The following is a 20,876-nucleotide window of genomic DNA, read 5'->3' as shown; positions in this document are numbered from 1 at the left end:
ATCCATCTTGTCCAGAAATTACCCTTTCTTATGGAATCGGTGATCGTATGAACAAGATGACCCGCGCCCTCGTCATGACGGGGGTCGCCGTCGCCACCGGCGTCACGGTCGCCGCCGGTCCCGCCACCGCGGTGTCCACCACGACCACGCCGGGCGCCCGGCCGGCCGTGGCCCAGAAGCAGGACTTCCAGCGCCGCGACCGGATCTTCGGCTTCTACAACAGCCCGCGGACCTGCCACAAGATCGGCCGCATCGGTCAGTGGAGGAACCAGTGGCAGCGGTACAGCTGCTTCAAGGTCTACCGCGGCTTCCACAGCGGGGACTGGGCGCTCAAGGTCTACTACGGCTGGAACTACAACCACGGCAACAAGCACTGGAACGGCGGCAAGGGCCACTACGGTCACAGCGGCGGCAAGGGCGACTACACCCACGGTGGTGACAACTACGGCGGCTACGGTCAGCGCAAGAGCTGAGCGTCCGCTCGATCGGCCGAGGGCCGCGCCTGTCCGGGGCGCGGCCCTCGGCCGTTCCCGCCGGATCCGCTCCCTCGAGAGGGAGATCGCGGAACCGCCGGCGGGTCACGCAGTGGGGCGGGGACGCCGACCCCAGAGCACGAGGCCGGTCAGGAGCAGTGCGCCACCGAGGGCGACCATCGCGACCGCCACACCGGTCCGGGCGGTCCCGCTGACGTGGGAGGCGACGATCCAGCCGCCACCGATGTCGAAGACCAGCACCATCAGGCCCTGCGGGACGACCGGGATCCAGCCGGCCATCAGCAGGATCAGCGCCCATGCGGTGGCCCGGTTCGCGCGGTACCAGTCGGCGTCCCAGGTCAGCGGGATCACCGTCTCCGGTGGCCGGGTGCGCTGACCGGCGGCGGTCAGCACCTCGGCGCTGCGGGTGGCGAGCCGGTCGTCGGCCAGCCAGGCGCCGGCGAACCACATGCCGGCACCGGCGGCCGCGCCCACCGCCGGGGCGAGCGGGCGCAGACCGTCCGGGCCCCAGATGATCAGGGCCATCGGCAGGGCCGCGGCGACCAGGCCGGCTGCCGAGGCGACGAGCACACTGATGATGTCGGTCGGGTTGTCGGCGGACGTCGGATGCCGCGGGTCCGGCACCGGGCGGACCCGCAACAGCGACACCCACACGGGTACGGTCGCGCCCGCCCCCAGCACCGCCGGCAGCACCGCCAGCGCGGGCAGCGGGTCGACGTCCGGGGCGAGCAGGATCCCGGCGACGGTGAGCAGCACCGCGATCGGGCTGACCAGCAGCAACCAGGCCAGTGCCCGTCCGCGGACCTCGGCCCGTTCGCCGCCCGGACTGGTGAACGGCATCCACAACGCCGTCCCGTCCAGCCCGACCAACCCGGCCGACATGGCGGCGGCCCACAGCGCGGTGAGGACACCGGCCCACGGCACCAGCAGGTCCGCGCCCGCGATCATCGGCAGTCCGGCCAGCAGGGACCCGTAGACCACGGCGAACGCCAGATACTGCACCCGCAGCGGATGCCGCACCCACGTACGCAGCTCACGCCCGGCGACCGCCCACACCGGCCCCGGCCCCCACCAGCCCCCGGACAGCCCGCGCCCGCGTGCCACCGACCCGACAGAGTCGCCCGCCGCCCGCGCGACCGGGACGCCGACCGCCGGCGCGGGGACTGAGGAGGCGGGGGAGCGGCGCGGGCGCCAGGTGGTCCCGGCGACCAGGGCCCGGCGGACCAGCAGCAGGTACGCCAGCGCGAACCCCACGACGATCCCGAGAAGCCCGGCGATCATCGCGAAGCCACGGACGGACGGGCCGGCCACCGCCGACAGCGGCCAGCTCCCCGGGAACCACGGCAGCCACCGGACGATGTGGTCGGGTGCTCCGGCGAGCAGGGACGTGATCCACGACGCGACCGCCCACACCGAGCCGAGCACGCCCATCACGGTTCCGGTGAACACGCCGGTGAGCACCGCCCCGACCGGGCCGGCCGCGTGCCCGATCGCCTCCAGGGCGACCGCCGACCCGATCAGCCCGGTCAGCCACAACAGCAGCGCGCCCAGCGCGGCGATCGCGACACCACGGGCGCCGTAGCGGGCGGCGTGCACGGGCAGCGCGGTGAGCGCGACCAGCGAGACGAGCGGCCCGATCCCGACGGCGGAGGCGAGCAGCAGCCCGGCCGCGGCCGCCACGCTGCCGACCGGCTCCAGGCGCAGATGCGACGGGCGGACCCGGCCACGACCGCCGCCGAGCATGAGCGGCAGCACGATCCAGCCGAGCACCCACGTCCCGGCCAGGATGGACAGGGTGTGCCGGTCGCCGTACACCCCGTATCTGATCAGCCACGCGGCCGTGAGCAGACCGACGATCGCGGCCACCACCGGACCGGGATGCTCGCGCAGCGAGCGCCGGAACATGCTCGCCCGCATCCGCGCGGGAGTACCGACGGCGCTCATCGGACGAGCCAGTCCAGGCCGTCGGCACCGCTGGTCTCGGCGCCGACCAGCGCGACGAACCGGTCCTCCAGCGGGAGGCCGCCGGCGACCTCGGCGACCGGGCCCGCCGCCACCACCCGGCCCTGGTGGATGACGGTGACGTCGTCGCACATCTGCTCGACCAGCAGCATCGAGTGGGTGGACAGGACGACGGTGCCGCCGCCGTCGACGAACCGGCGCAGCACCCGCCGGATGCCCGCCGCGGACACCGGGTCGACCGCCTCGAACGGCTCGTCGAGCACCAGCAGCCGGGGCGCGTGCAGCAGCGCCTGGGCGAGGCCGACCTTCTTGCGGTTGCCGGTGGAACAGTCGGCGAGCGGGGTGGCGGCCGCCTTGGTGATGCCGAGGACCTCGATCAGTTCGCCGGCACGCTGGGCCGCGGCGGCACGCGACAGCCCGCGCAGCCCCGCGCTGTACCGGAGGAGTTCCGCGCCGGTGAGCCGCTCCGGCAGGTCCAGGCCGTCGGGCAGGACCCCGGTGACGGCACGTGCCCCGGCCCGGTCGCGGATCGCGTCGTGGCCGAGGATGCTGATCTCGCCGGCGTCCGGGACGACCAGACCGACGGCCATGCCGATGGTGGTGGACTTGCCGGCGCCGTTGGGCCCGACGATGCCGTGGAAGGTGCCCGGCGCGACGGTCAAATCGAGGTGATCCACCGCCCGGAACGTTCCGAAGGTCTTGCAGAGTCCTCGAATCCGAAGTGCAGGCGATGACATGGCGGACAGGATAGTCAACAACGCATCGACGGGGGTTCCCATCGGCCTGCGTTGATGGCAGCGTGTCACCACATGGGATGGAGAAGATCTTTCACCGTGGCTGCCGTCGCGGTCCTCGTCGGAGCTTCGGTGGGACCCGCCGGGTCCGCCGCGGCCGCGGGGTCGTACGGCTACCTGAAGCCCGGCGGCCAGCCGCGCCTGGTCGAGAAGGTGCCGGTCAACGTGGTGTTCATCGGCTACGAGCCGCAGCAGGTGGGGAAGAAGGCGTTCCTCGGCGAGCTGGCCGGCGGCTATGAGCCGGTGGTCCGGTCCCGCCTCAACTACGGCGTCACCGAGAAGCTCGGCATCACCTACAAATACGACTACAAGCTCACCTACGCCGACCGGAAGTACGAGGACCGGTTCTTCCGTCAGCTCACCAAGCTCGCGAAGCCGGCCGACCTGACGACGTTCCAGCAGGCGTACAACGACCAGGAGAACAACGTCCTGGACATCGCGAACAACAACGTCATCGACGCGCCGAGCGTGGAGAAGTGGCTGGCCTACAACGCGCCGGCCGGTGTCGACACCCGCCGCAACACCGTCTTCTTCATCAACTGGTACGGCCGGTCCGACTTCAAGCACCACGTCTACACGAAGACCGGCGAGCCGGACCCGGACACCGGCTACGACTTCGGCGTCAACCGGGCCAGCCGCAAGATGATCGCCTGGGGTGGCACGACCGCCGACGACGAGGAGACCGGTCTGGGCAGCACCCGCCGGATCTGGTTCCACGACCTGTCGGCCGGTCCCGAGTCGTGGACCAGCAACTACGACGTCGACAACCGTGACCTCGACGGCGACGGCATCGAGGACTACCGGATGCCGCCGACCTGGGAGTACGCCGCGGGTGGCTACCGGGCCCCGGCGGCCCTCGCCGGTGACCTCGGCAAGATCACCCGGTACGTGGCCCTGAACCTGCTGTTCACCACGTCGCCGTTGTACCCGGTCGAGCTGCCGGCGGCCGAGCCGCCGAAGAGCCTGAACATCGACGACAACACGTACGAGGGCTGGCCCGGCGTCAACGCGTCCGAGGAGTACACCACCCCGGCACTGCTCAAGGCCGAACTGGCGGAGCTGCGCTGGCGCAACCGGCTGTCGTACGACACGCAGGACCTGCCGTACGACGCGAAGGCCGAGCAGTGCTATCTCGGCGCCGCCGCCACCGAGGAGTCCTGCTACCCGGAGACCGGCTTCCCGGCGTTCGCCAACCTGTATCTCTACAACCGGGAGAACCTGGACCGCGCTCTCGACGACGAGGGCAAGGTCGACTACGAGATCCCGCTGTTCAACTACGCCGTCGGCGAGGGCGTCCCGACTCCCGGCCTCGGTGTCGCCGACGACGACTACGTCACCGGCACTCAGAGCTACGTGTTCTCGTTCATCTCCCCGGAGGTGGTCGCCGCCGGTTACGGCCTGACCACGACGCAGATCCACGAGGTCGGTCACCACCTGGGCATGAGCCACCCGCACGACGGCTACGACAGCGCCACGGGTGTCGACTACGGCCCGGCGAACGAGTTCTACTACGTCAACGCCGGCGACGAGAACAACTCGATGATGAGCTACATCGACGTCAACTGGGACTTCAGCCAGTTCGACCGGGACAACAACGACCGGTTCCTCACCGCCGCCTACTGGGAGGCCGCGAACCGTCTGGCCGCCCAGGTCCCGGCCGGTAAGGGCCGGACCGCCCTGAAGGCCGCCGACGCCCTGCTCGGCGGCGCCTCGAAGGCGTTCGCCGCGCACGAGTACCGGATCGCCTACGCCCTGGCCGAGAAGGCCTACGGCACCGTCGCCGCCATCCCGGGCGTCGACGCGGCCGGCCTGGCCACCACCCTCAAGGCCGAGGCCGACCAATCCCGGCGCACCACCGACCTGCACAGCCCGCACGAGTTCATCGACACCCTGGCTCCGGACAGCCCGCGCAGCCAGCCGTAACACCCCTTGCCGGTCCCGGTTTCCGCCGGGACCGGCATCTTTTTCCCCGGTACGCCCGTCGCGCGCCACAGCTCACCAAGAGGTCCGCCGGTGCGCCCGGGAGAACGTCGGGCTTGACCTCAACCGTTGTTGAAGGCCGAGCCTCATCTCATGACGGGGATCTCGTACGCCGCACCGCTCGACCGCCGGGTCCGGGCGATCGGGCTCGCACTGGCTCTCGGCGGCCTGATGGTCGTGATCGACATGACCGTCACCGCGGTGGCCGTGCCCGCGATCGTGTCCGGCCTGGACGCGTCCCTGCCGGCCGCGCAGTGGGCGACCGCCGGATACCTGCTCGGGCTGGTCGCGGTGATCCCGCTGGCCGGCTGGCTGTCCACCCGATACGGTGCCCGCCGCGTCTACCTCGCGGCGCTGCTCGTGTTCACCGCCTTCTCCGCGCTGACCGGTCTCGCCTGGGACGTGACGTCGCTGGCCGTCTTCCGGGTGCTCCAGGGTCTCGGCGGCGGCCTGCTCAATCCGGTCGGTCAGGCCATCGGCCTGCGGGCGGCCCCCCGCGAGGCGCGCGGCCGTCTGATGAGCCTGCTGGTCCTGCCGCTGGTGATCGGTCCGGTGCTGGGCCCGCTGCTGGCCGGCTGGCTGATCGACACCGCCTCGTGGCGCTGGATCTTCCTGCTCAACGTCCCCCTCGGCCTGCTCGCCACCCTGGTCTGCCTCCGCGTCCTGCCCCCCGACGCCGCTTCACCCCCCGCCCAGAAGCCCGCCGCGGGCACGCCCGCTGCCGGGGCGCCCGCCGCTCGGATGTCGGCCGCCCGGACGCCGGCCGCCGGGGCGCCCGCCGCCGGGACACCCGCCGTCCGGACGCCCGAAGGCCGGCCGGCGGGCAGGCGGATCTTGGTCGGCTGGCTCTCACCGCTGTCTCGGCGCCCCGGAGACAGCGGTGAGAGCCAGCCGGATTGGGGTGGTCTGGTGCTGCTCTCCGGCGGCGCGGTGACGGCCGTTTTCGGGGCGACCATGCTGGACCAGACGGCCGGATTCACGGGCGGGCTCGCCCTGATTCTGCTCGGGTCGGTGATGCTCGGCGGCTTCGTGTGGCGGGCGCGGCGGGCCGCCGATCCGATCGTCGATCTCCGGCTCCTGCGGCACCGGCCGGTTCGGGCCGGCGCCGGGGTGCTGGTCCTCTTCGCGGCGGCCTATTTCGGGTCGATGGCGGTGCTGCCGCTGTTCATCCAGGGGGTCCGAGGCGATCCGGCGTCGATGGTCGGAGTGATCGGACTGCCACAGGCGATCACGGTCGGCCTGGTGGCACAGGTCGCGACCCGGCTCGTCGACCGGATACCGGCGCGGCGCATCGTGCTCACCGGGACGGCCCTCGGCACGCTGGGCGGCGCGATGCTGCTGGTGACGGTCGGCATGGACGCCGGCTACCCGTGGATCATGGCGGCGACCGCGCTGCTCAGCGCCGGATCGGGGGCGACGCTGATGCCGACCATGACGGTCGCGCTGCGGGACCTCGACCACGCCGAGACACCCCGCGGCACCACCCTGCTCGCGCTGGTCGTGCAGCTGTCCAACGCGCTCGCCGGCGCGCTCACGGCGATCACGCTCAGCGTCCTGGTCACGGCGGCGATGCCGGGGCCGGACAGGGGAGTGCCGGCGATGCTCGGCCTCGGTGACGCGGCCCGCGAGGCGCTGCGCCCGGATCTGGCGGTCGCGGTCGCCGGTGCCTACCTGGTGCCGGTGCTCCTGCTGGCCGCGAGCTGGCTGGTCGCCTACCGCGCGCTACGCCCGCCGGGGGAGCACGGCGACCTGCGGGTGGGGGCCGCTTCCACCCGTACCGGATGAGGGGTGGAATGCGCGGACGCGGCCGTGCGGCGTGCAAGAAGGCCGCACCCTCGTGGAGGATGCGGCCTTCGCGCTGTGCTGCGGGTGGGTCAGCCCTTGACGCTGCCCGCGAGCAGGCCGCGGACGAAGTAGCGCTGGAGCAGCAGGAACACCGTGACCGGCACGATGATCGAGACGAACGCACCGGCCGACAACAGGTACCAGGCGGTGCCCCGGGTGCCGGTGAGGTTGGACAGCTGCACGGTCAGCGGGGAGATCGCCGGCGCGCCGGCGAACGTCAACGAGACCAGCAGGTCGTTCCACACCCACAGGAACTGGAAGATGCCGAAGGCCGCCAGCGCCGGGGTGAGCAGCGGCAGCAGCACCCGGAAGAAGATCGACACGTGGCCCGCGCCGTCGATCCGGGCCGCCTCGATGAGGCTGGCCGGCACCTCTTTGATGAAGTTGTGCAGCAGGTAGATCGCCAGCGGCAGCGCGAACGTCGAGTGCGACAGCCAGACGGTCCAGAACGTGCCGTCGATGTCCCAGGCCACGAACAGCTGGAGCAGCGGCAGGAGGGTGACCTGCAGCGGGACGATCTGCAACGCGAAGATCGCGATGAACAGGATGTTCTTGCCGGGGAAGTTCATCCACGCGAACGCGTACGCAGCGAGCGACGCCAGGCACAGCGGGATGATCACCGACGGGATCGTCATGACCAGCGAGTTCAGGAACGAGTCCGGCAGGTTGGCGCCGGCCTGCTCGGGGTCCAGGACCGCCTTGTAGTTGTCCAGCGTGAACAGCGGGTTGGTGAACGTCGTCCACCAGCCACTGCGCCGGATGTCCTCCGTCGTCCGGAACGACGTGATGAGCAGCCCGAACGTCGGGATCGTCCAGAGCACGGCCAGGACGACCGCGGCGAGCGACGCCCACGGTGAGGTGAGCTTCGCCTTCGCCGACGCGGCGGCGGACAGCTTCTTGGTCTCCGTCGTCGCGACCGGAGTGGTGGTGAGGGGTGCTGCGGTGGTCATCACGCCTCCGATCGGCGAAGCTGGCGGATGTTGTAGACGACGATCGGGATGACGAGGATGAACAGCACCACCGCGAGCGCGGCGCCGAGGCCCCGGTTGTCGCTGCGGAAGGTCTGGCTGTAGAACTCGTTCGCGATGACGCTGGTGTCGAACCGGCCGCCGGTCATGGTCTGGACGATGTCGAAGACCTTCAGGGTGCCGATCGCGATGGTGGTGATGACGACGATGACCGCCGGGCGGATCGCCGGGAGGGTCACGAACCGGAACATGCCCCAGGGGCCGACGCCGTCGAGGCGGGCGGCCTCGATGATGTCGTCCGGGATCGCCTTGATGGCCGCCGACAGCACGGTCATCGCGAAGCCGGCCTGGATCCAGACCATCACGGCGATCAGCAGGAACGTGTTCAGCGGCGAGTCGATGAGCAGCTGCTGAGGTTCCCCGCCGAGCCAGACGATGAGCTGGTTGACGAAGCCGATCTGCTTGATGTTCCCCTGGTCGGGCCGGAACTCGTACATGAACTTCCAGATGACGCCGGCCGCGACGAACGAGATCGACATCGGCAGGAAGATCAGCGCCTTGGCGAACGACTCCATCCGGGCCTTGTCGACCAGGATGGCGTAGAGCAGGCCCACGCCGGTCGCGACGAACGGGGTGACCAGCACCCAGAACGCGGTGTTGCGCAGGACCGTCAGCTGTTCCGGATCGCTGAGGATCGTCACGTAGTTGTCGAACCCGATGAAGTTCTTCAGCGAGGCGTCGAGGAACGACTGGTAGATGGTCCGCAGACCGGGGTAGAGCAGCCCGACGCTGAGCATCAGCACGGTCGGGCCGAGGTAGAGCGCGGCGATCGCGCGGTCACGCTTACCGGTGAACCGGCCGGCGATGAACAGGATCAGGCCGATGACGGCGGCGAACAGAAGGATCGCCGCGAACATCTGCAGGATCTTCTGAGATGTGGTGGTGGCGGTGGTGAACACGCGGCCCGTTCCTCCTCAGTACGTACGGAGGGGTGAAGAGGTAATAAGTGAAGAACAGAAGTGATCAGACTGCTAGGGCCGGTCGGGCGATATCCCGACCGGCCCCGGTGCAGCTATTGGGTCACTTGGGCCACGCGGCCTCGATGGCGTCGAGGGTCTTCTTGGTGTCCTGACCGGTGATCCAGTTGGTGGCCTGCTTCCAGAACGCGTTGGAGCCGACCGCGGCGGGCATCATGTCCGAGCCGTCGAAGCGGAACTGCGCGTTCGGGTCCTGGAGGATCTTGGCGGACAGCTGGTCGATCGGGTTCACCAGGTTGGAGATCTGGAGGCCCTTGTTGGCGCTCACCCAGCCCGAGGAGACCTTCGCCTTGGCGTTGGCCCAGGTGTCGGTCGCCAGGAAGGTCTGGAAGGCCTTGACCTCCGGACGGTCCGCGAACGCGAGGACGAACTCGCCGCCACCGAGAACCGGCTTCTTGTCGGCGGTCTCACCCGGCAGGTAGAAGGCGTAGACGTCGCCGTCCTCGGCCACCTTGGTGTTCTTGTCGAAGTTGGCCGCGTAGAAGCTGGCCTGGCGGTGCAGCGAGCAGGCGCCCTCGATGATCTGGAGGCCGGCGTCCTGGAACGTGGTGCTGGCGATGCTCTTGACGTCGCCGAGACCGCCGTTGACGTACTTGTCGTTCTTCAGGTACTCACCGACGGCGTCGAGGGCCTTGGTGGACTCGGGGCTGTTGAACGGGGTCTCGTGCTTAACCCACTTGTCGTAGGCGTCGACGCCGTTGAGCCGGAGGTAGAAGTCCTCCATCCAGTCGGTCATCGGCCAGCCGGTCGCCTCACCGGAGGAGATGCCCGCGCACCACGGCTTCTTGCCGGTGGCGGCGATCTTGTCGCTCAGGGTCTTGAGCTCGGCGAGCGTGGTGGGCACGGTGTAGCCGTTGTCGGTGAACTCCTTGGGGGAGTACCACACGAGCGACTTCACGTTGGCACCCAGCGGCGCGGCGTAGAACTTGCCGTCGACCGTTCCGTACGCCTTCCAGTCGGCGCCGAAGTTCTTGTCGACGAGCGCGGCCGTCTCGGCGGGGGCCTCCTTGGCCTTGCCGGTGGCGACCAGACGCTGGAGCAGGCCCGGCTGCGGCACGAAGGCGACGTCCGGCGGGTTGCCGGCCTCGGCGCGGATCAGGACCTGGGTCTCGAAGGCCTTGTCGCCCTCGTACTTGATGGTGACGCCGGTGCAGTCCTCGAAGGGCTTGTAGGACTGCTTCTGCGGGGCGTCCTCCGGGGTCACGATGCCCGTGTAGATCGAGACTTCCTTGCCCTTGAGGTCACCGAACGCGGTGTAGGGCGTGCAGTCGATGGCTCCGAGCGACGAGGCGGGAACCGTGCCGCTGCCTCCGTCGTCCTTACTGTCCGCGCAGGCGCTCAGGCCGAGAACCAGGCCCGCGCTGAGGGCACCGGCGAGCGCGATCCGCGATCGCGAACTCCCACGTTGAACGAACATACCGCTCCCTATGTCATATAGCGCCTCCGGCGTCTCGCGACGCCGCCGTCCGAAGCGCTTCTTGACCAACAGTCAAGAGGTAACCGGCAAGTTGCGCAATGATTTCAGCGCGATCGAGTCGGTAACGATATCGCTGCGACCTACCGGCACCTTAACCGGTTAAGGAGATTGGCGGAAGAGCCTACCGGCTGCCGACCGGAGTGGTACGCCTTTAACCGTATTTAACCGGACTAAACGTCACTCAAGTATGGTGTGAGCCGGTTTTGCTGGGTTCGCGGTAAGCCCGGTTCGGTGATCCGCAAAAAGAAACCGCCGCGACGGCCCGTGGCCGTCGCGGCGGTTGACGTACGTCTACCCGTGCCTACCCGGATACCGCCACGTAGCGGTAGCCGAGACGGCGCATCCGGTCGGCGTCGAGCACGTGCCGGCCGTCCAGCAGGATCGGGGTACGCATCAGGCCGACGAACTTCGACCAGTCCAGCTCCAGGTACTGCGCCCACTCGGTGACCAGCACGACCGCGTCGCAGTCGGCGAACACGTCGTCGATGGTCTCGCTCAGGTACGCCGCCAGCTCCGGCTGCTCGATGCGGAAGCGGCCGGTCGCCACCGGGTCGTGCAGCTTGACCCGCGCACCCCGGGCGATCAGCGAGTTCGCGATGTCCAGGGCAGGCGCGTCGCGCAGGTCGTCGGTGTTCGGCTTGAAGGCCAGGCCGAGCAGGCCGATCTTGCGGCCCTTGAGGATCCGCAGCTCGTCCTGCAGCCGCTCGACGGCGATCGCCCGCTGCCGGCTGTTGACCTCGCGCGCCGCCTTCACGATCGGCATGTCGAGGTTGTACTCCGACGCGGTGGCGATCAGCGCCTTGGTGTCCTTGCCGAAGCAGGAGCCGCCCCAGCCCACGCCGGGCTGGAGGAACCGGGAGCCGATCCGCTGGTCCAGGCCCATGCCGCGGGCGACCTCGGTGATGTCGGCGCCGACCTTGGCGGCGAGCTGGCCGATCTCGTTCGCGTAGCTGATCTTCAGGGCCAGGAACGCGTTCGCCGCGTACTTGATCAGCTCGGCCGAGGCCAGGTCGGTGGAGACCAGCGGAACCGCGTTCGCGTCCTCCGGCCGGGGCAGGAAGGTCGGCGGCGTGAACGTCTGGTTGATGATCGGCCGGTAGAGGCGGTTGAGCACCTCGAGGCTGCGCGGGTTGTCCGAGCCGATGACGATCCGGTCCGGGTAGAGGGTGTCCGCGATCGCGTTGCCCTCGCGCAGGAACTCCGGGTTCGACGCGACGGCGAACTCGACGCCCTCGGGACGGTCCTCGCGCTGCACGAACGAGTCGCGCAGGATGGCGTCGACCCAGTTGCCGCTGCCGATCGGCACGGTGGACTTGTTGACCACGACGGTGAAGTCGTGGTTCAGGCTCTGCGCGACACTCTCGGCGGCGCGGCGGAGATAGCGGAGGTCGGGACTGCCGTCCTCGGCCGACGGGGTCTGCACCGCCACGAACACGACGTCCGCACCGGGGACGGCCTCCTCATACGAGGTGGTGAAGGTGAGGTTCTGCGCCGCCTCGGCGAGCAGGTCCTCCATCCCGGGCTCGTAGATCGGGCACTTGCCGCCGCGCAGCATGTCGACCTTGGCCTGGTCGAGGTCGACACAGGTCACCTCGTGACCGAGGAAGGCCAGGCTGACGCCCGTGGTCAGGCCGACATAGCCGGTACCGATAACGCAAACCTTCATGCAATCTCCTCCACCGCTATGCCGTACCCGCGGTTACGCCACGTATTCGCCAAGTGGCCCAACCGGCCTCTCGCCGGGCCGGCCGGCCGGCGCCTCGGATGGTGCCGACCTGCGTGTTCCGGCCGAATGATACACAGCCCTTCCAGCGGCTAATTGTCACTTAATGTCGTGTTGGTTCCCACGGGGTGAACGGTCGAATCCCGGCAACCCGAACATCTCCGAGAAGTTTCCGGCTCTTGACATCAAGATGACAGCGACCGACGCTTCTGGGAGCGCTCCCACTCATGCCTTTCAATGAAAGGGTCCCCATCCATGCGAAGGTCCCCCGGCTTCGCCATCGTCGCCGCTCTCGTGACGGCGGCGACCGCGGTCGTCGTAGCCTCCGGCCCAGAGGGCGCCGCCGCCGCCCCCGCAGAGCCCTACACCTGGAAAAACGTTCGCATTGACGGTGGCGGGTTCGTCCCCGGTGTCGTCTTCAACCCGGGCGAGAAGGACCTCATCTACGCCCGCACCGACATCGGTGGCGCCTACCGCTGGAACCAGCCGGCGCAGAGCTGGACCCCGCTGCTGGACTGGGTCGGACAGGACGACTGGGGTCACAACGGTGTCCTGAGCATCGCCGCCGACCCGGTCGACACGAACCGCGTCTACGCCGCCGTCGGCATGTACACGAACGGCTGGGACCCGAACAACGGCGCGATCCTGCGCTCGACCGACAAGGGAAACACCTGGTCACGGACGTATCTGCCGTTCAAGGTCGGCGGGAACATGCCGGGCCGGGGGATGGGTGAACGGCTCGCCGTCGACCCGCGGAACAACCGGAACGTCTATTTCGCCGCCGAGGGCGGAAACGGGCTCTGGCGCAGCACCGACTACGGCGCCACGTGGGGAAAAGTGACCGACTTCCCGAACGCCGGTAACTACGTCGCCGACCCGTCCGATCCGAACGGCTATCTGAATCAGAACCAAGGTCTGACATGGGTCACCTTCGACCCGGCGTCACCGGCTGTATACGTCGGGGTGGCCGACAAGGAGAACCCGGTCTACCGGTCGCCGGACTCCGGTGCGACGTGGGAGCGGGTCCCCGGGCAGCCCACCGGGTACCTCGCGCACAAGGGCGTGATCCAGGGCAGATACCTCTTCATCGCGACGAGTGACACCGGTGGGCCGTACGACGGCGCGGCCGGTCAGGTCGCCCGGCTGGACACCACCACCGGCGTCTGGACCGACATCTCGCCGACCCCGGTCGCCGACCGCTACCACGGCTACTCCGGCCTGACCGTCGACGCCCGGAAGCCGGGCACCCTGATGGTCGCCACGCAGATCTCCTGGTGGCCGGACGCGATCTTCTTCCGCTCCACCGACTACGGGGCGACCTGGACCCGGGCCTGGGACTGGAGCAGCTACCCCAGCCGCACCAAGCGCTACACCATGGACATCTCCGCGAACCCGTGGCTGGACTTCAACAGCACCGCCCAGCCGCCCGAGGAGAGCCCGAAGCTCGGCTGGATGAACGAGTCCCTTGCGATCGACCCGTTCGACTCCAACCGGATGCTCTACGGCACCGGCGCCACCGTCTACGGCACCACCCAGCTGACCAACTGGGACAACAACACGACGGTCACGATCAAGCCGATGGCCAAGGGCCTGGAGGAGACCGCGGTCCTCGACCTGGCCAGCCCGCCCAGCGGCGCGCCCCTGGTCAGCGCCCTCGGTGACATCGGTGGTTTCCACCACGCCGACCTCGACGCGGTGCCGGCGGGCTTCCACGACACCCCGGCGCTGGGCAGCAACACCGGCCTGGACTTCGCCGAGCTGAGCCCCTCGTTCTTCGTCCGGGTCGGCAACGCCGACGCGGCACCGCACATCGGGGTCTCCAACGACGGCGGCAAGAGCTGGTACCAGGGACAGGAGCCGTCCGGCGTGACCGGCGGCGGCACCGTCGCGGTCGGCGCCGACGCGAACGCGGTGGTCTGGTCGCCGGCCGGCGTCGGCGTGCACTACTCCACCACGCGGGGCAGCACGTGGAGCGCGTCCACCGGCATCCCGGCCGGGGCGAAGGTGGAGAGCGACCGGGTCGACCCCAGAACCTTCTACGGGTACGCCGCCGGCAGGTTCTACACCAGCACGGACGGCGGCGCGACATTCACCGCGTCGACCGCCGCGATGCCCGCCGACGGCCGGGTCAACCTGAAGGCGGTGCCGGGAGTCGCCGGCGAGGTGTGGCTGGCCGGTAAGACCGGGCTGCTGCGCTCCACCGACTCCGGCCGCACGTTCACCGCGATCGGCGGCGGGGTCTCCGAGGGCGTCAACGTGGCGTTCGGCAAGGCCGCGCCGGGGACCACGCGCCCGGCGGTCTTCCTGGTCGGCACGGTCGACGGCGTCGACGGCGTCTTCCGGTCCGACAACACCGGCGCCTACTGGGTGCGGATCAACGACGACAGGCACCAGTACGGCAACGCCGGCGACGCCCTGGCCGGCGACCCGCGCATCTACGGCCGCGTCTACCTGGGCACCAACGGCCGGGGCATCCTCTACGCCGACCGGCAGGGCGGCCCCACCAGCCCGACCCCGTCGGTCCCGGCGTCCGCATCGGTGAGCTCGTCGGCCTCGGTCTCGGTCTCGCCGTCGGCCTCGGTCTCGCCGTCCGTCTCCGTCTCGCCCGGCACCCCCACCGGCTGCACCGCCACCTACCGGGTGACCGGGCAGTGGACCGGCGGCTTCCAGGGCGAGATCACGGTCAAGAACACCGGGACCACCGCCGTCACCGGCTGGAGGGCCGGCTGGTCCTACACCGCCGGGCAGGTCGTCACCCAGGGCTGGGGCGGTACCGCCACCCAGTCCGGGACCGCCGTGTCCGTCGCGAACGCCGGCTACAACGGCGCGCTGTCGTCCGGGGCTTCCACCACCTTCGGATTCCTCGGCAGCAACACCGGCACCACCAACCCCGTCCCGTCCCCGATCAGCTGCTCCACCACCCCGTAGACCGGAGTGGCGGCGCCCGGTCCCGGCCGGGCGCCACCCCTCCGGCGGAGAGGAATTCCCCGTGACCCCATCCCCCCGACGCGCCGGTAGGTTCCGGCGCAGAGTCGCCGTCGCCGGCGTCGCCGTCCTCGGCGCCGGCGCGGTCCTGGCGGCCGGTGCCCCGGCCTATGCCGCGGCCGGCTGCACCGTCGTCTACAAGGTGCAGAGCCAGTGGTCCGGCGGCTTCACCGGCGACATCCAGATCAAGAACACCGGTGATCCGCTGAGCACCTGGAAGCTCGAGTTCGACTTCCCGGACGCCGCGCAGAAGGCGGTACAGGGCTGGAGCGGCATCTACAGCCAGTCCGGCCAGCGCGTCACCGTCAACAACGCGGCCTGGAACGGTTCGCTGGGCACCAACGCGACCGTCGGCACCGGCTTCAACGGCTCCTTCGGCTCGGCCAACCCGGTGCCCACCGCGTTCACGCTCAACGGCACCACCTGCAACCAGGCGGCGAACGCGCCGACCGTCGCCATCACCAGCCCGGCGGCGAACACCCGCTACACCGCGCCGGCCTCGATCCCGATCGCGGCGACCGCCACGGCGGCGAGCGGGCAGACCATCGCCAAGGTCGAGTTCTACCACGACGGGCTGCTGCTGGGCACCGACACGACCGCGCCGTACACGTACTCCTGGGACGGGGTTCCGGCGCAGAGCGCCGCCTATCGCGTGCAGGCCATCGCGTACGACAACGCCGGTACCAAGAGCAGCACCGCCGACGTGCCGGTCTTCGTGGACGCGGCGACCACCCCGGCGATCGTCGCCGACGCCACCTCCCTGGCGATCAACCCGGGCGCCAGCGGCTCGTTCAAGCTCGCGCTGAGCAAGGCGCCGACCGCGAACGTCACCGTGGCCGTGGCCCGCAGCGCCGGGTCCACCGCGGTCACCGTGACCCCGGCGACGCTCACCTTCACGCCGTCGAACTGGAGCACCGGCCAGTCGGTCACCGTCGCGGCCGCCTCGACCGCGACCGCCGGTTCCACGGCGACGATCTCGGCCACCTCGACCGGCTACACGGCGGCCCAGCTCGGCGTCACGGTCACCGAGCCCGGCTCGGTGGACACCCGGTTCACCCAGCTCTACAACGACCTGAAGAACCCGGCCAACGGCTACTTCAGCCCGGAGGGCGTGCCCTACCACTCGATCGAGACGCTGATCGACGAGGCGCCCGACCACGGTCACGAGACCACCAGTGAGGCGTTCTCCTACTGGCTGTGGCTGGAGGCCGCCAACTCGCGGATCACCGGCAACTGGGCGCCGTTCAACAGCGCCTGGACCACGATGGAGAAGTACATCATCCCGTCCCACGCCGACCAGCCGACCAACGACAACTACAACCCCGCCAAGCCGGCGACGTACGCGGCCGAGTACCCGCTGCCGTCGCAGTACCCGTCGCAGCTCGACACCGGCGTGTCGGTCGGTACCGACCCGCTGGCCGCCGAACTGAAGTCGGCGTACGGCACCTCCGACATCTACGGCATGCACTGGCTGCTGGACGTCGACAACGTCTACGGCTTCGGCCGCTGCGGTGACGGCACCACCCGCGTCGCGTACATCAACACGTTCCAGCGCGGCCCGCAGGAGTCGACCTTCGAGACCGTGCCGCAGCCGTCCTGCGACACGTTCGCGCACGGCGGCCCGAACGGCTACCTGGACCTGTTCACCAAGGACGCGTCCTACGCCAAGCAGTGGAAGTACACCAACGCGCCGGACGCCGACGCCCGCGCCGTACAGGTCGCCTACTGGGCTCTGCAGTGGGCCACCGAGCAGGGCAAGCAGGCGCAGATCTCGACCACCGTCGCCAACGCCGCCAAGATGGGCGACTACCTGCGGTACTCGTTCTACGACAAGTACTTCAAGCAGCCCGGCTGCGCGTCCACCTCGTGCCCGGCCGGCACCGGCAAGAACGCCTCCAGCAACCTGATGTCGTGGTACTACGCCTGGGGCGGGGCCTACGACACCAACGCGGGCTGGGCGTGGCGCATCGGCTCCAGCGTCAGCCACTTCGGCTATCAGAACCCGATGGCCGCGTACATCATGTCCAACGTCAGCGCCTTCAACCCGAAGTCGCCGACCGCGAAGGCCGACTGGCAGGCCAGCCTCGACCGGCAGCTGGAGTTCTACCAGTGGCTCCAGTCGTCCGAGGGTGCCATCGCCGGCGGTGCGACCAACAGCTGGAACGGCAACTACTCGGCGCGGCCCACGAACGTCCCGCAGTTCTACGGGCTGTCGTACGTCGAGGCCCCGGTCTACGAGGACCCGCCGTCCAACCGCTGGTTCGGCATGCAGACCTGGTCGCTGGAGCGGCTCGCCGAGCTGTACTACGTGACCGGCAACGCCAAGGCCAAGGCGGTGCTCGACAAGTGGGTGCCGTGGGCGCTGGCGAACACCACCATCGGGACGAACACCTTCGCCATCCCGTCCGACCTGCAGTGGTCGGGCGCGCCGGCCACCTGGAACCCGTCGAACCCGGCCGCCAACACCAACCTGCACGTGACCGTCCTCAACCACAGCCAGGACCTCGGGGTGGCCGGCTCGTACGCCAAGCTGCTCACCTTCTACGCCGCCAAGTCCGGCAACGCGCAGGCCAAGACGGCGGCCAAGGGGCTGCTCGACGCGATCTGGGCGTTCAAGGACGACAAGGGCGTGTCGAGCACCGAGACCCGCGCCGACTACAACCGGATGGACGACGTCTACAACGCCTCCACCGGTCAGGGCCTCTACATCCCGCCGGGCTGGACCGGTGAGATGCCGAACGGCGACGTCATCAAGCCGGGTGTCTCGTTCCTGGACATCCGCAGCTTCTACCGCGACGACCCCGACTTCCCGAAGCTCGACGCCTACCTCAAGGGCGGTCCCGCGCCGTCCTTCAACTATCACCGGTTCTGGGCGCAGGTCGACGTGGCCACCGGCTACGCCGAATACGCCCGCCTCTTCCCCCAGGGATGACGATGAAACTCATTCGCATGGCCGTGGTGGCCCTGTTCGCCGCCACGGCCGGGATCCTGGCTCTTCCGACGAGCCCGGCCCAGGCACACGGCGCCATCCAAGTTCCGGGTAGCCGTACCTGGTTCTGCTACCAGGACGGCCGCAACCCGCAGTCCGGCGCGATCGAGCCGAAGAACGCGGCCTGTGCCGCGGCGGTGGCGGCGAGCGGCGTCACCTCTCTGTACAACTGGTTCGCCGTGCTCCGGTCCGACGGGGCCGGGCGGGTCAACGGGTTCCTTCCGGACGGTCAGCTCTGCAGTGGTGGGACCGGGGGGCCGTACAACTTCACCGGTTTCAACCTGGCCCGCACCGACTGGCCGACGACGCACCTGACCGCAGGGGCGAGCGTGCAGTTCAAGTACAACAACTGGGCCAAGCACCCGGGCACGTTCTCCCTCTACATCACCAAGGACGGCTACAACCCGAACAAGCCGCTCGCCTGGGGCGACCTGGAGCCGACGCCGTTCGACCAGGTGACCAACCCGGCGGCCAACGGCGGGCCGGGCACCGACGACGGGCACTACTACTGGACCGGGCGGCTGCCGGCGAACAAGACCGGCAAGCACCTGATCTACTCGGTGTGGTCGCGCTCGGACAGCCAGGAGACCTTCTACGGCTGCTCCGACGTGGTCTTCGACGGCGGTAACGGCGAGGTCACCGGCATCGGCGGCGGCACCACCCCGTCGCCGAGCAACCCCGGCAGCCCGTCACCCAGCAACCCCGGCAGCCCGTCGCCGAGCAACCCGGGCAGCCCGTCGCCCGGCACCCCGGGCGGCTGCACCGCGATGTACTCGATCGTGTCGGCGTGGACCGGCGGCTTCCAGGGCGAGATCATGGTGCATGCGGGAACCACCCCGGTGAGCAACTGGAAGATCAACTGGACCTGGCCCGGCGGGCAGCAGCTCGCCCAGGTCTGGAGCGCCAAGGGGAGCAGCAGCGGGTCGCTGGTCTCCGTGACGCCGGAGGGCTGGAACGCGACCGTGCCGGCCAACGGCCACGTCACGTTCGGATTCCTCGCCTCCGGCACCTCGGCGCCGACGGTGCAGAACCTGGCGTGCACCACGGCGTGACGCCCAGGTGACGGTTCCCCCGGCAGTGTGACTGATGTCGCGCTGTCGGGGGCGCTGTACACCGGAGGGTGGCTTGACGACGAACCGCAAGGATACGTACTTTAACCGCATCTCCGCGAAAAGCTCTCTTATCGGTCTGCCCGATGCCGTCCGCCAGCCGGCGTTCCACCGGGCCGTGACCCGTCGTGGCCTGCTCCTGGCAGGCGCCGGGGCGACCGTGGTGATGGGCACCCCCGGCGAGGCCGGCGAGGGCGACCCCATCTACCGCCGCCCGGCCCGGGTCGGCACCTGGGCGGCCGCGCCCACCGCCGTCCCGGCCCGCAAGGTTCTCACGCTCGCCGGCAAGACGGTACGTCAGGTGGTCCACACCAGCGTCGGCGGTGACCTGCCACGCGTCACCCTGTCCAACGAGTTCGGCACCGAGCCGGTGCGCATCGGTGCCGCCACGATCGGGCTACGCGCCGGCACCCGGGGATCCTGCGACACCGTTCCCGGCAGTATCCGGCCGCTGACCTTCGGCGGCTCGGCCGGGGCCGTCCTGGCGCCCGGCGGCGTCCTGTTCAGCGACCCGGCCGACCTGCTCGTCGCGCCCGGTGCCGACCTGGTCATCAGCCTCCACCTGCCGGGCACCGTCCGGGCCGGCACCGTCAGCCCCCGCGCCAAGCAGTCCAACCTGATCGTCGACGGCGACGCCACCTTCACCGACGAGCCGGGCGGCGGCCGCCGCACCACCCGCTACCTCTGGCTCACCGGCATCAGCGTCCGCGCGACCGGCGACGCCACCGCGATCGTCGCGCTCGGCGACTCGATCACCTGCGGCACCCGGACCACCGACAGCGCCAACCACCGCTGGCCCGACCTGCTGTCCCGCCGGCTCCGCGGCGAGCACCGGCCGCGCGGCCTGCTCAACGCCGGTCTCAGCGGCAACCGGCTGCTCTTCGGCTACGAGGACCCGACCGGCCACGCCCACGCGAAGGCGTCGATCGGCCCGGCCGCGCTGCGCCGCTTCGAGCGGGACGTGCTCGCCCACCCCGGCGTCCGCCACGTCGTCACCCTGATCGGCGTGAACGACCTGGGCAACAACCCCCGTCTGACCGCCGCCCAGCTGATCGCCGGCCACCGGGAGCTGATCGACAAGGCGAAGATCAACGGCCTGCGGGTGTACGGCGGGACGCTGCTCCCGTTCGGCGGATCGGCCCGCCGCTACGACACCCGGGCCAACGAGACCAAGCGGCAGGAGCTCAACCACTGGATCCGGACCGCCGGCCAGTACGACGCGGTGATCGACTTCGACGCCGCCGTCCGCGACCCGAGGTCCCCGCGCCGGATGCGGGCGCGGTACGACTGCGGCGACGGCCTGCACCCGAACGATCTCGGCACGGCGGCGCTGGCCGCGGCCGTGCCCCTGGAGATCTTCGAGACCCGGGAGGTTTGACCGGGGCCGGAAACGGACAACCGGGGGAGGCCTCGGCCACCCCCGGCGATTCGTCCACAGTGGACGTGATCGGGCGCCCACGACCCCCCGTGGCCCGTGGACGCCGGACCATGGTGTCGATCCCCGTTTGCAAAA

The 20,876-nt window shown here is 69.9% G+C and carries 13 protein-coding genes; 7 read left to right on the top strand and 6 right to left on the bottom strand.

From position 1 onward, the window contains the following. Nucleotides 1-47 precede the first annotated feature (47 nt). On the top strand, nucleotides 48-473 hold the full coding sequence (locus BC793_RS28690) for a hypothetical protein (protein ID WP_109598128.1): 426 nt from the start codon (nucleotides 48-50) through the stop codon (nucleotides 471-473). Between the two features lie 105 nt (nucleotides 474-578). Here the strand turns inward: BC793_RS28690 and BC793_RS28685 are convergent, their stop codons facing one another. Next, nucleotides 579-2,438, bottom strand: a complete 1,860-nt coding sequence (locus BC793_RS28685) for a GumC domain-containing protein (protein WP_146246488.1) — start codon at nucleotides 2,436-2,438, stop codon at nucleotides 579-581. After that, on the bottom strand, nucleotides 2,435-3,193 hold the full coding sequence (locus BC793_RS28680; protein WP_109598124.1) for an ABC transporter ATP-binding protein: 759 nt from the start codon (nucleotides 3,191-3,193) through the stop codon (nucleotides 2,435-2,437). The genes BC793_RS28685 and BC793_RS28680 overlap by 4 nt, the downstream gene beginning before the upstream one ends. Before the next feature lie 96 nt (nucleotides 3,194-3,289). On the opposite strand from BC793_RS28680, the gene BC793_RS28675 reads away from it, so the two are divergent. Together BC793_RS28675 and BC793_RS28670 are read left to right on the top strand one after the other, a co-directional pair. After that, complete coding sequence (locus tag BC793_RS28675; RefSeq protein WP_146246487.1) at nucleotides 3,290-5,173, top strand: zinc metalloprotease; 1,884 nt, start codon at nucleotides 3,290-3,292, stop codon at nucleotides 5,171-5,173. A 150-nt stretch (nucleotides 5,174-5,323) separates the two neighbouring features. After that, nucleotides 5,324-7,015, top strand: a complete 1,692-nt coding sequence (locus BC793_RS28670; protein WP_109598120.1) for an MFS transporter — start codon at nucleotides 5,324-5,326, stop codon at nucleotides 7,013-7,015. An 89-nt stretch (nucleotides 7,016-7,104) separates the two neighbouring features. Here BC793_RS28670 and BC793_RS28665 read toward each other — a convergent pair whose 3' ends face one another. The 4 genes from BC793_RS28665 to BC793_RS28650 all read right to left on the bottom strand — a co-directional run bounded on the left by BC793_RS28665 (nucleotide 7,105) and on the right by BC793_RS28650 (nucleotide 12,223). Continuing rightward, the gene (locus BC793_RS28665; protein ID WP_109598118.1) at nucleotides 7,105-8,025 is read right to left on the bottom strand and encodes a carbohydrate ABC transporter permease; all 921 of its coding nucleotides are present in this window, start codon (nucleotides 8,023-8,025) and stop codon (nucleotides 7,105-7,107) included. Continuing rightward, entirely contained in the window at nucleotides 8,025-9,002 is a 978-nt protein-coding gene (locus tag BC793_RS28660) for a carbohydrate ABC transporter permease (protein WP_109598116.1), read from the bottom strand. Before BC793_RS28660 ends, BC793_RS28665 begins: the two co-directional genes overlap by 1 nt. Before the next feature lie 121 nt (nucleotides 9,003-9,123). After that, nucleotides 9,124-10,497, bottom strand: coding sequence for an ABC transporter substrate-binding protein (locus tag BC793_RS28655; RefSeq protein WP_109598114.1), 1,374 nt, complete (start codon nucleotides 10,495-10,497; stop codon nucleotides 9,124-9,126). 361 nt (nucleotides 10,498-10,858) lie between these two features. Then, the gene (locus BC793_RS28650; protein ID WP_109598112.1) at nucleotides 10,859-12,223 is read right to left on the bottom strand and encodes a UDP-glucose dehydrogenase family protein; all 1,365 of its coding nucleotides are present in this window, start codon (nucleotides 12,221-12,223) and stop codon (nucleotides 10,859-10,861) included. Between the two features lie 312 nt (nucleotides 12,224-12,535). On the opposite strand from BC793_RS28650, the gene BC793_RS28645 reads away from it, so the two are divergent. The 4 genes from BC793_RS28645 to BC793_RS28630 all read left to right on the top strand — a co-directional run bounded on the left by BC793_RS28645 (nucleotide 12,536) and on the right by BC793_RS28630 (nucleotide 20,741). Then, a complete protein-coding gene (locus BC793_RS28645) occupies nucleotides 12,536-15,208 on the top strand; it encodes a cellulose binding domain-containing protein (RefSeq protein WP_109598110.1) in 2,673 nt (890 codons plus the stop codon). Nucleotides 15,209-15,269: 61 nt separating this feature from the next. Beyond that, nucleotides 15,270-18,197, top strand: coding sequence for a glycoside hydrolase family 48 protein (locus BC793_RS28640; protein WP_109598109.1), 2,928 nt, complete (start codon nucleotides 15,270-15,272; stop codon nucleotides 18,195-18,197). Then, complete coding sequence (locus BC793_RS28635) at nucleotides 18,194-19,306, top strand: lytic polysaccharide monooxygenase (RefSeq protein ID WP_373871211.1); 1,113 nt, start codon at nucleotides 18,194-18,196, stop codon at nucleotides 19,304-19,306. Before BC793_RS28640 ends, BC793_RS28635 begins: the two co-directional genes overlap by 4 nt. A 175-nt stretch (nucleotides 19,307-19,481) precedes the next feature. Then, on the top strand, nucleotides 19,482-20,741 hold the full coding sequence (locus BC793_RS28630) for an SGNH/GDSL hydrolase family protein (protein WP_158319405.1): 1,260 nt from the start codon (nucleotides 19,482-19,484) through the stop codon (nucleotides 20,739-20,741). Nucleotides 20,742-20,876: the final 135 nt, after the last annotated feature.

The organism is Actinoplanes xinjiangensis (genome assembly GCF_003148685.1).
Classification (GTDB): Bacteria; Actinomycetota; Actinomycetes; order Mycobacteriales; family Micromonosporaceae; genus Actinoplanes; species Actinoplanes xinjiangensis.
The sequence above is the reverse complement of the archived record's forward strand: the minus strand, read 5'-3'. Positions and strand labels throughout refer to the sequence as shown.

Bases quoted from the DNA above. Each gene is read 5' to 3' on its own strand.
- BC793_RS28685 (WP_146246488.1), bottom strand. From the start codon at position 2,438: ATGAGCGCCGTCGGTACTCCCGCGCGGATGCGGGCGAGCATGTTCCGG.
- BC793_RS28655 (WP_109598114.1), bottom strand. From the start codon at position 10,497: ATGTTCGTTCAACGTGGGAGTTCGCGATCGCGGATCGCGCTCGCCGGT.
- BC793_RS28670 (WP_109598120.1), top strand. From the start codon at position 5,324: ATGACGGGGATCTCGTACGCCGCACCGCTCGACCGCCGGGTCCGGGCG.
- BC793_RS28665 (WP_109598118.1), bottom strand. From the start codon at position 8,025: ATGACCACCGCAGCACCCCTCACCACCACTCCGGTCGCGACGACGGAG.
- BC793_RS28645 (WP_109598110.1), top strand. From the start codon at position 12,536: ATGCGAAGGTCCCCCGGCTTCGCCATCGTCGCCGCTCTCGTGACGGCG.
- BC793_RS28635 (WP_373871211.1), top strand. From the start codon at position 18,194: ATGACGATGAAACTCATTCGCATGGCCGTGGTGGCCCTGTTCGCCGCC.
- BC793_RS28690 (WP_109598128.1), top strand. From the start codon at position 48: ATGAACAAGATGACCCGCGCCCTCGTCATGACGGGGGTCGCCGTCGCC.
- BC793_RS28680 (WP_109598124.1), bottom strand. From the start codon at position 3,193: ATGTCATCGCCTGCACTTCGGATTCGAGGACTCTGCAAGACCTTCGGA.
- BC793_RS28650 (WP_109598112.1), bottom strand. From the start codon at position 12,223: ATGAAGGTTTGCGTTATCGGTACCGGCTATGTCGGCCTGACCACGGGC.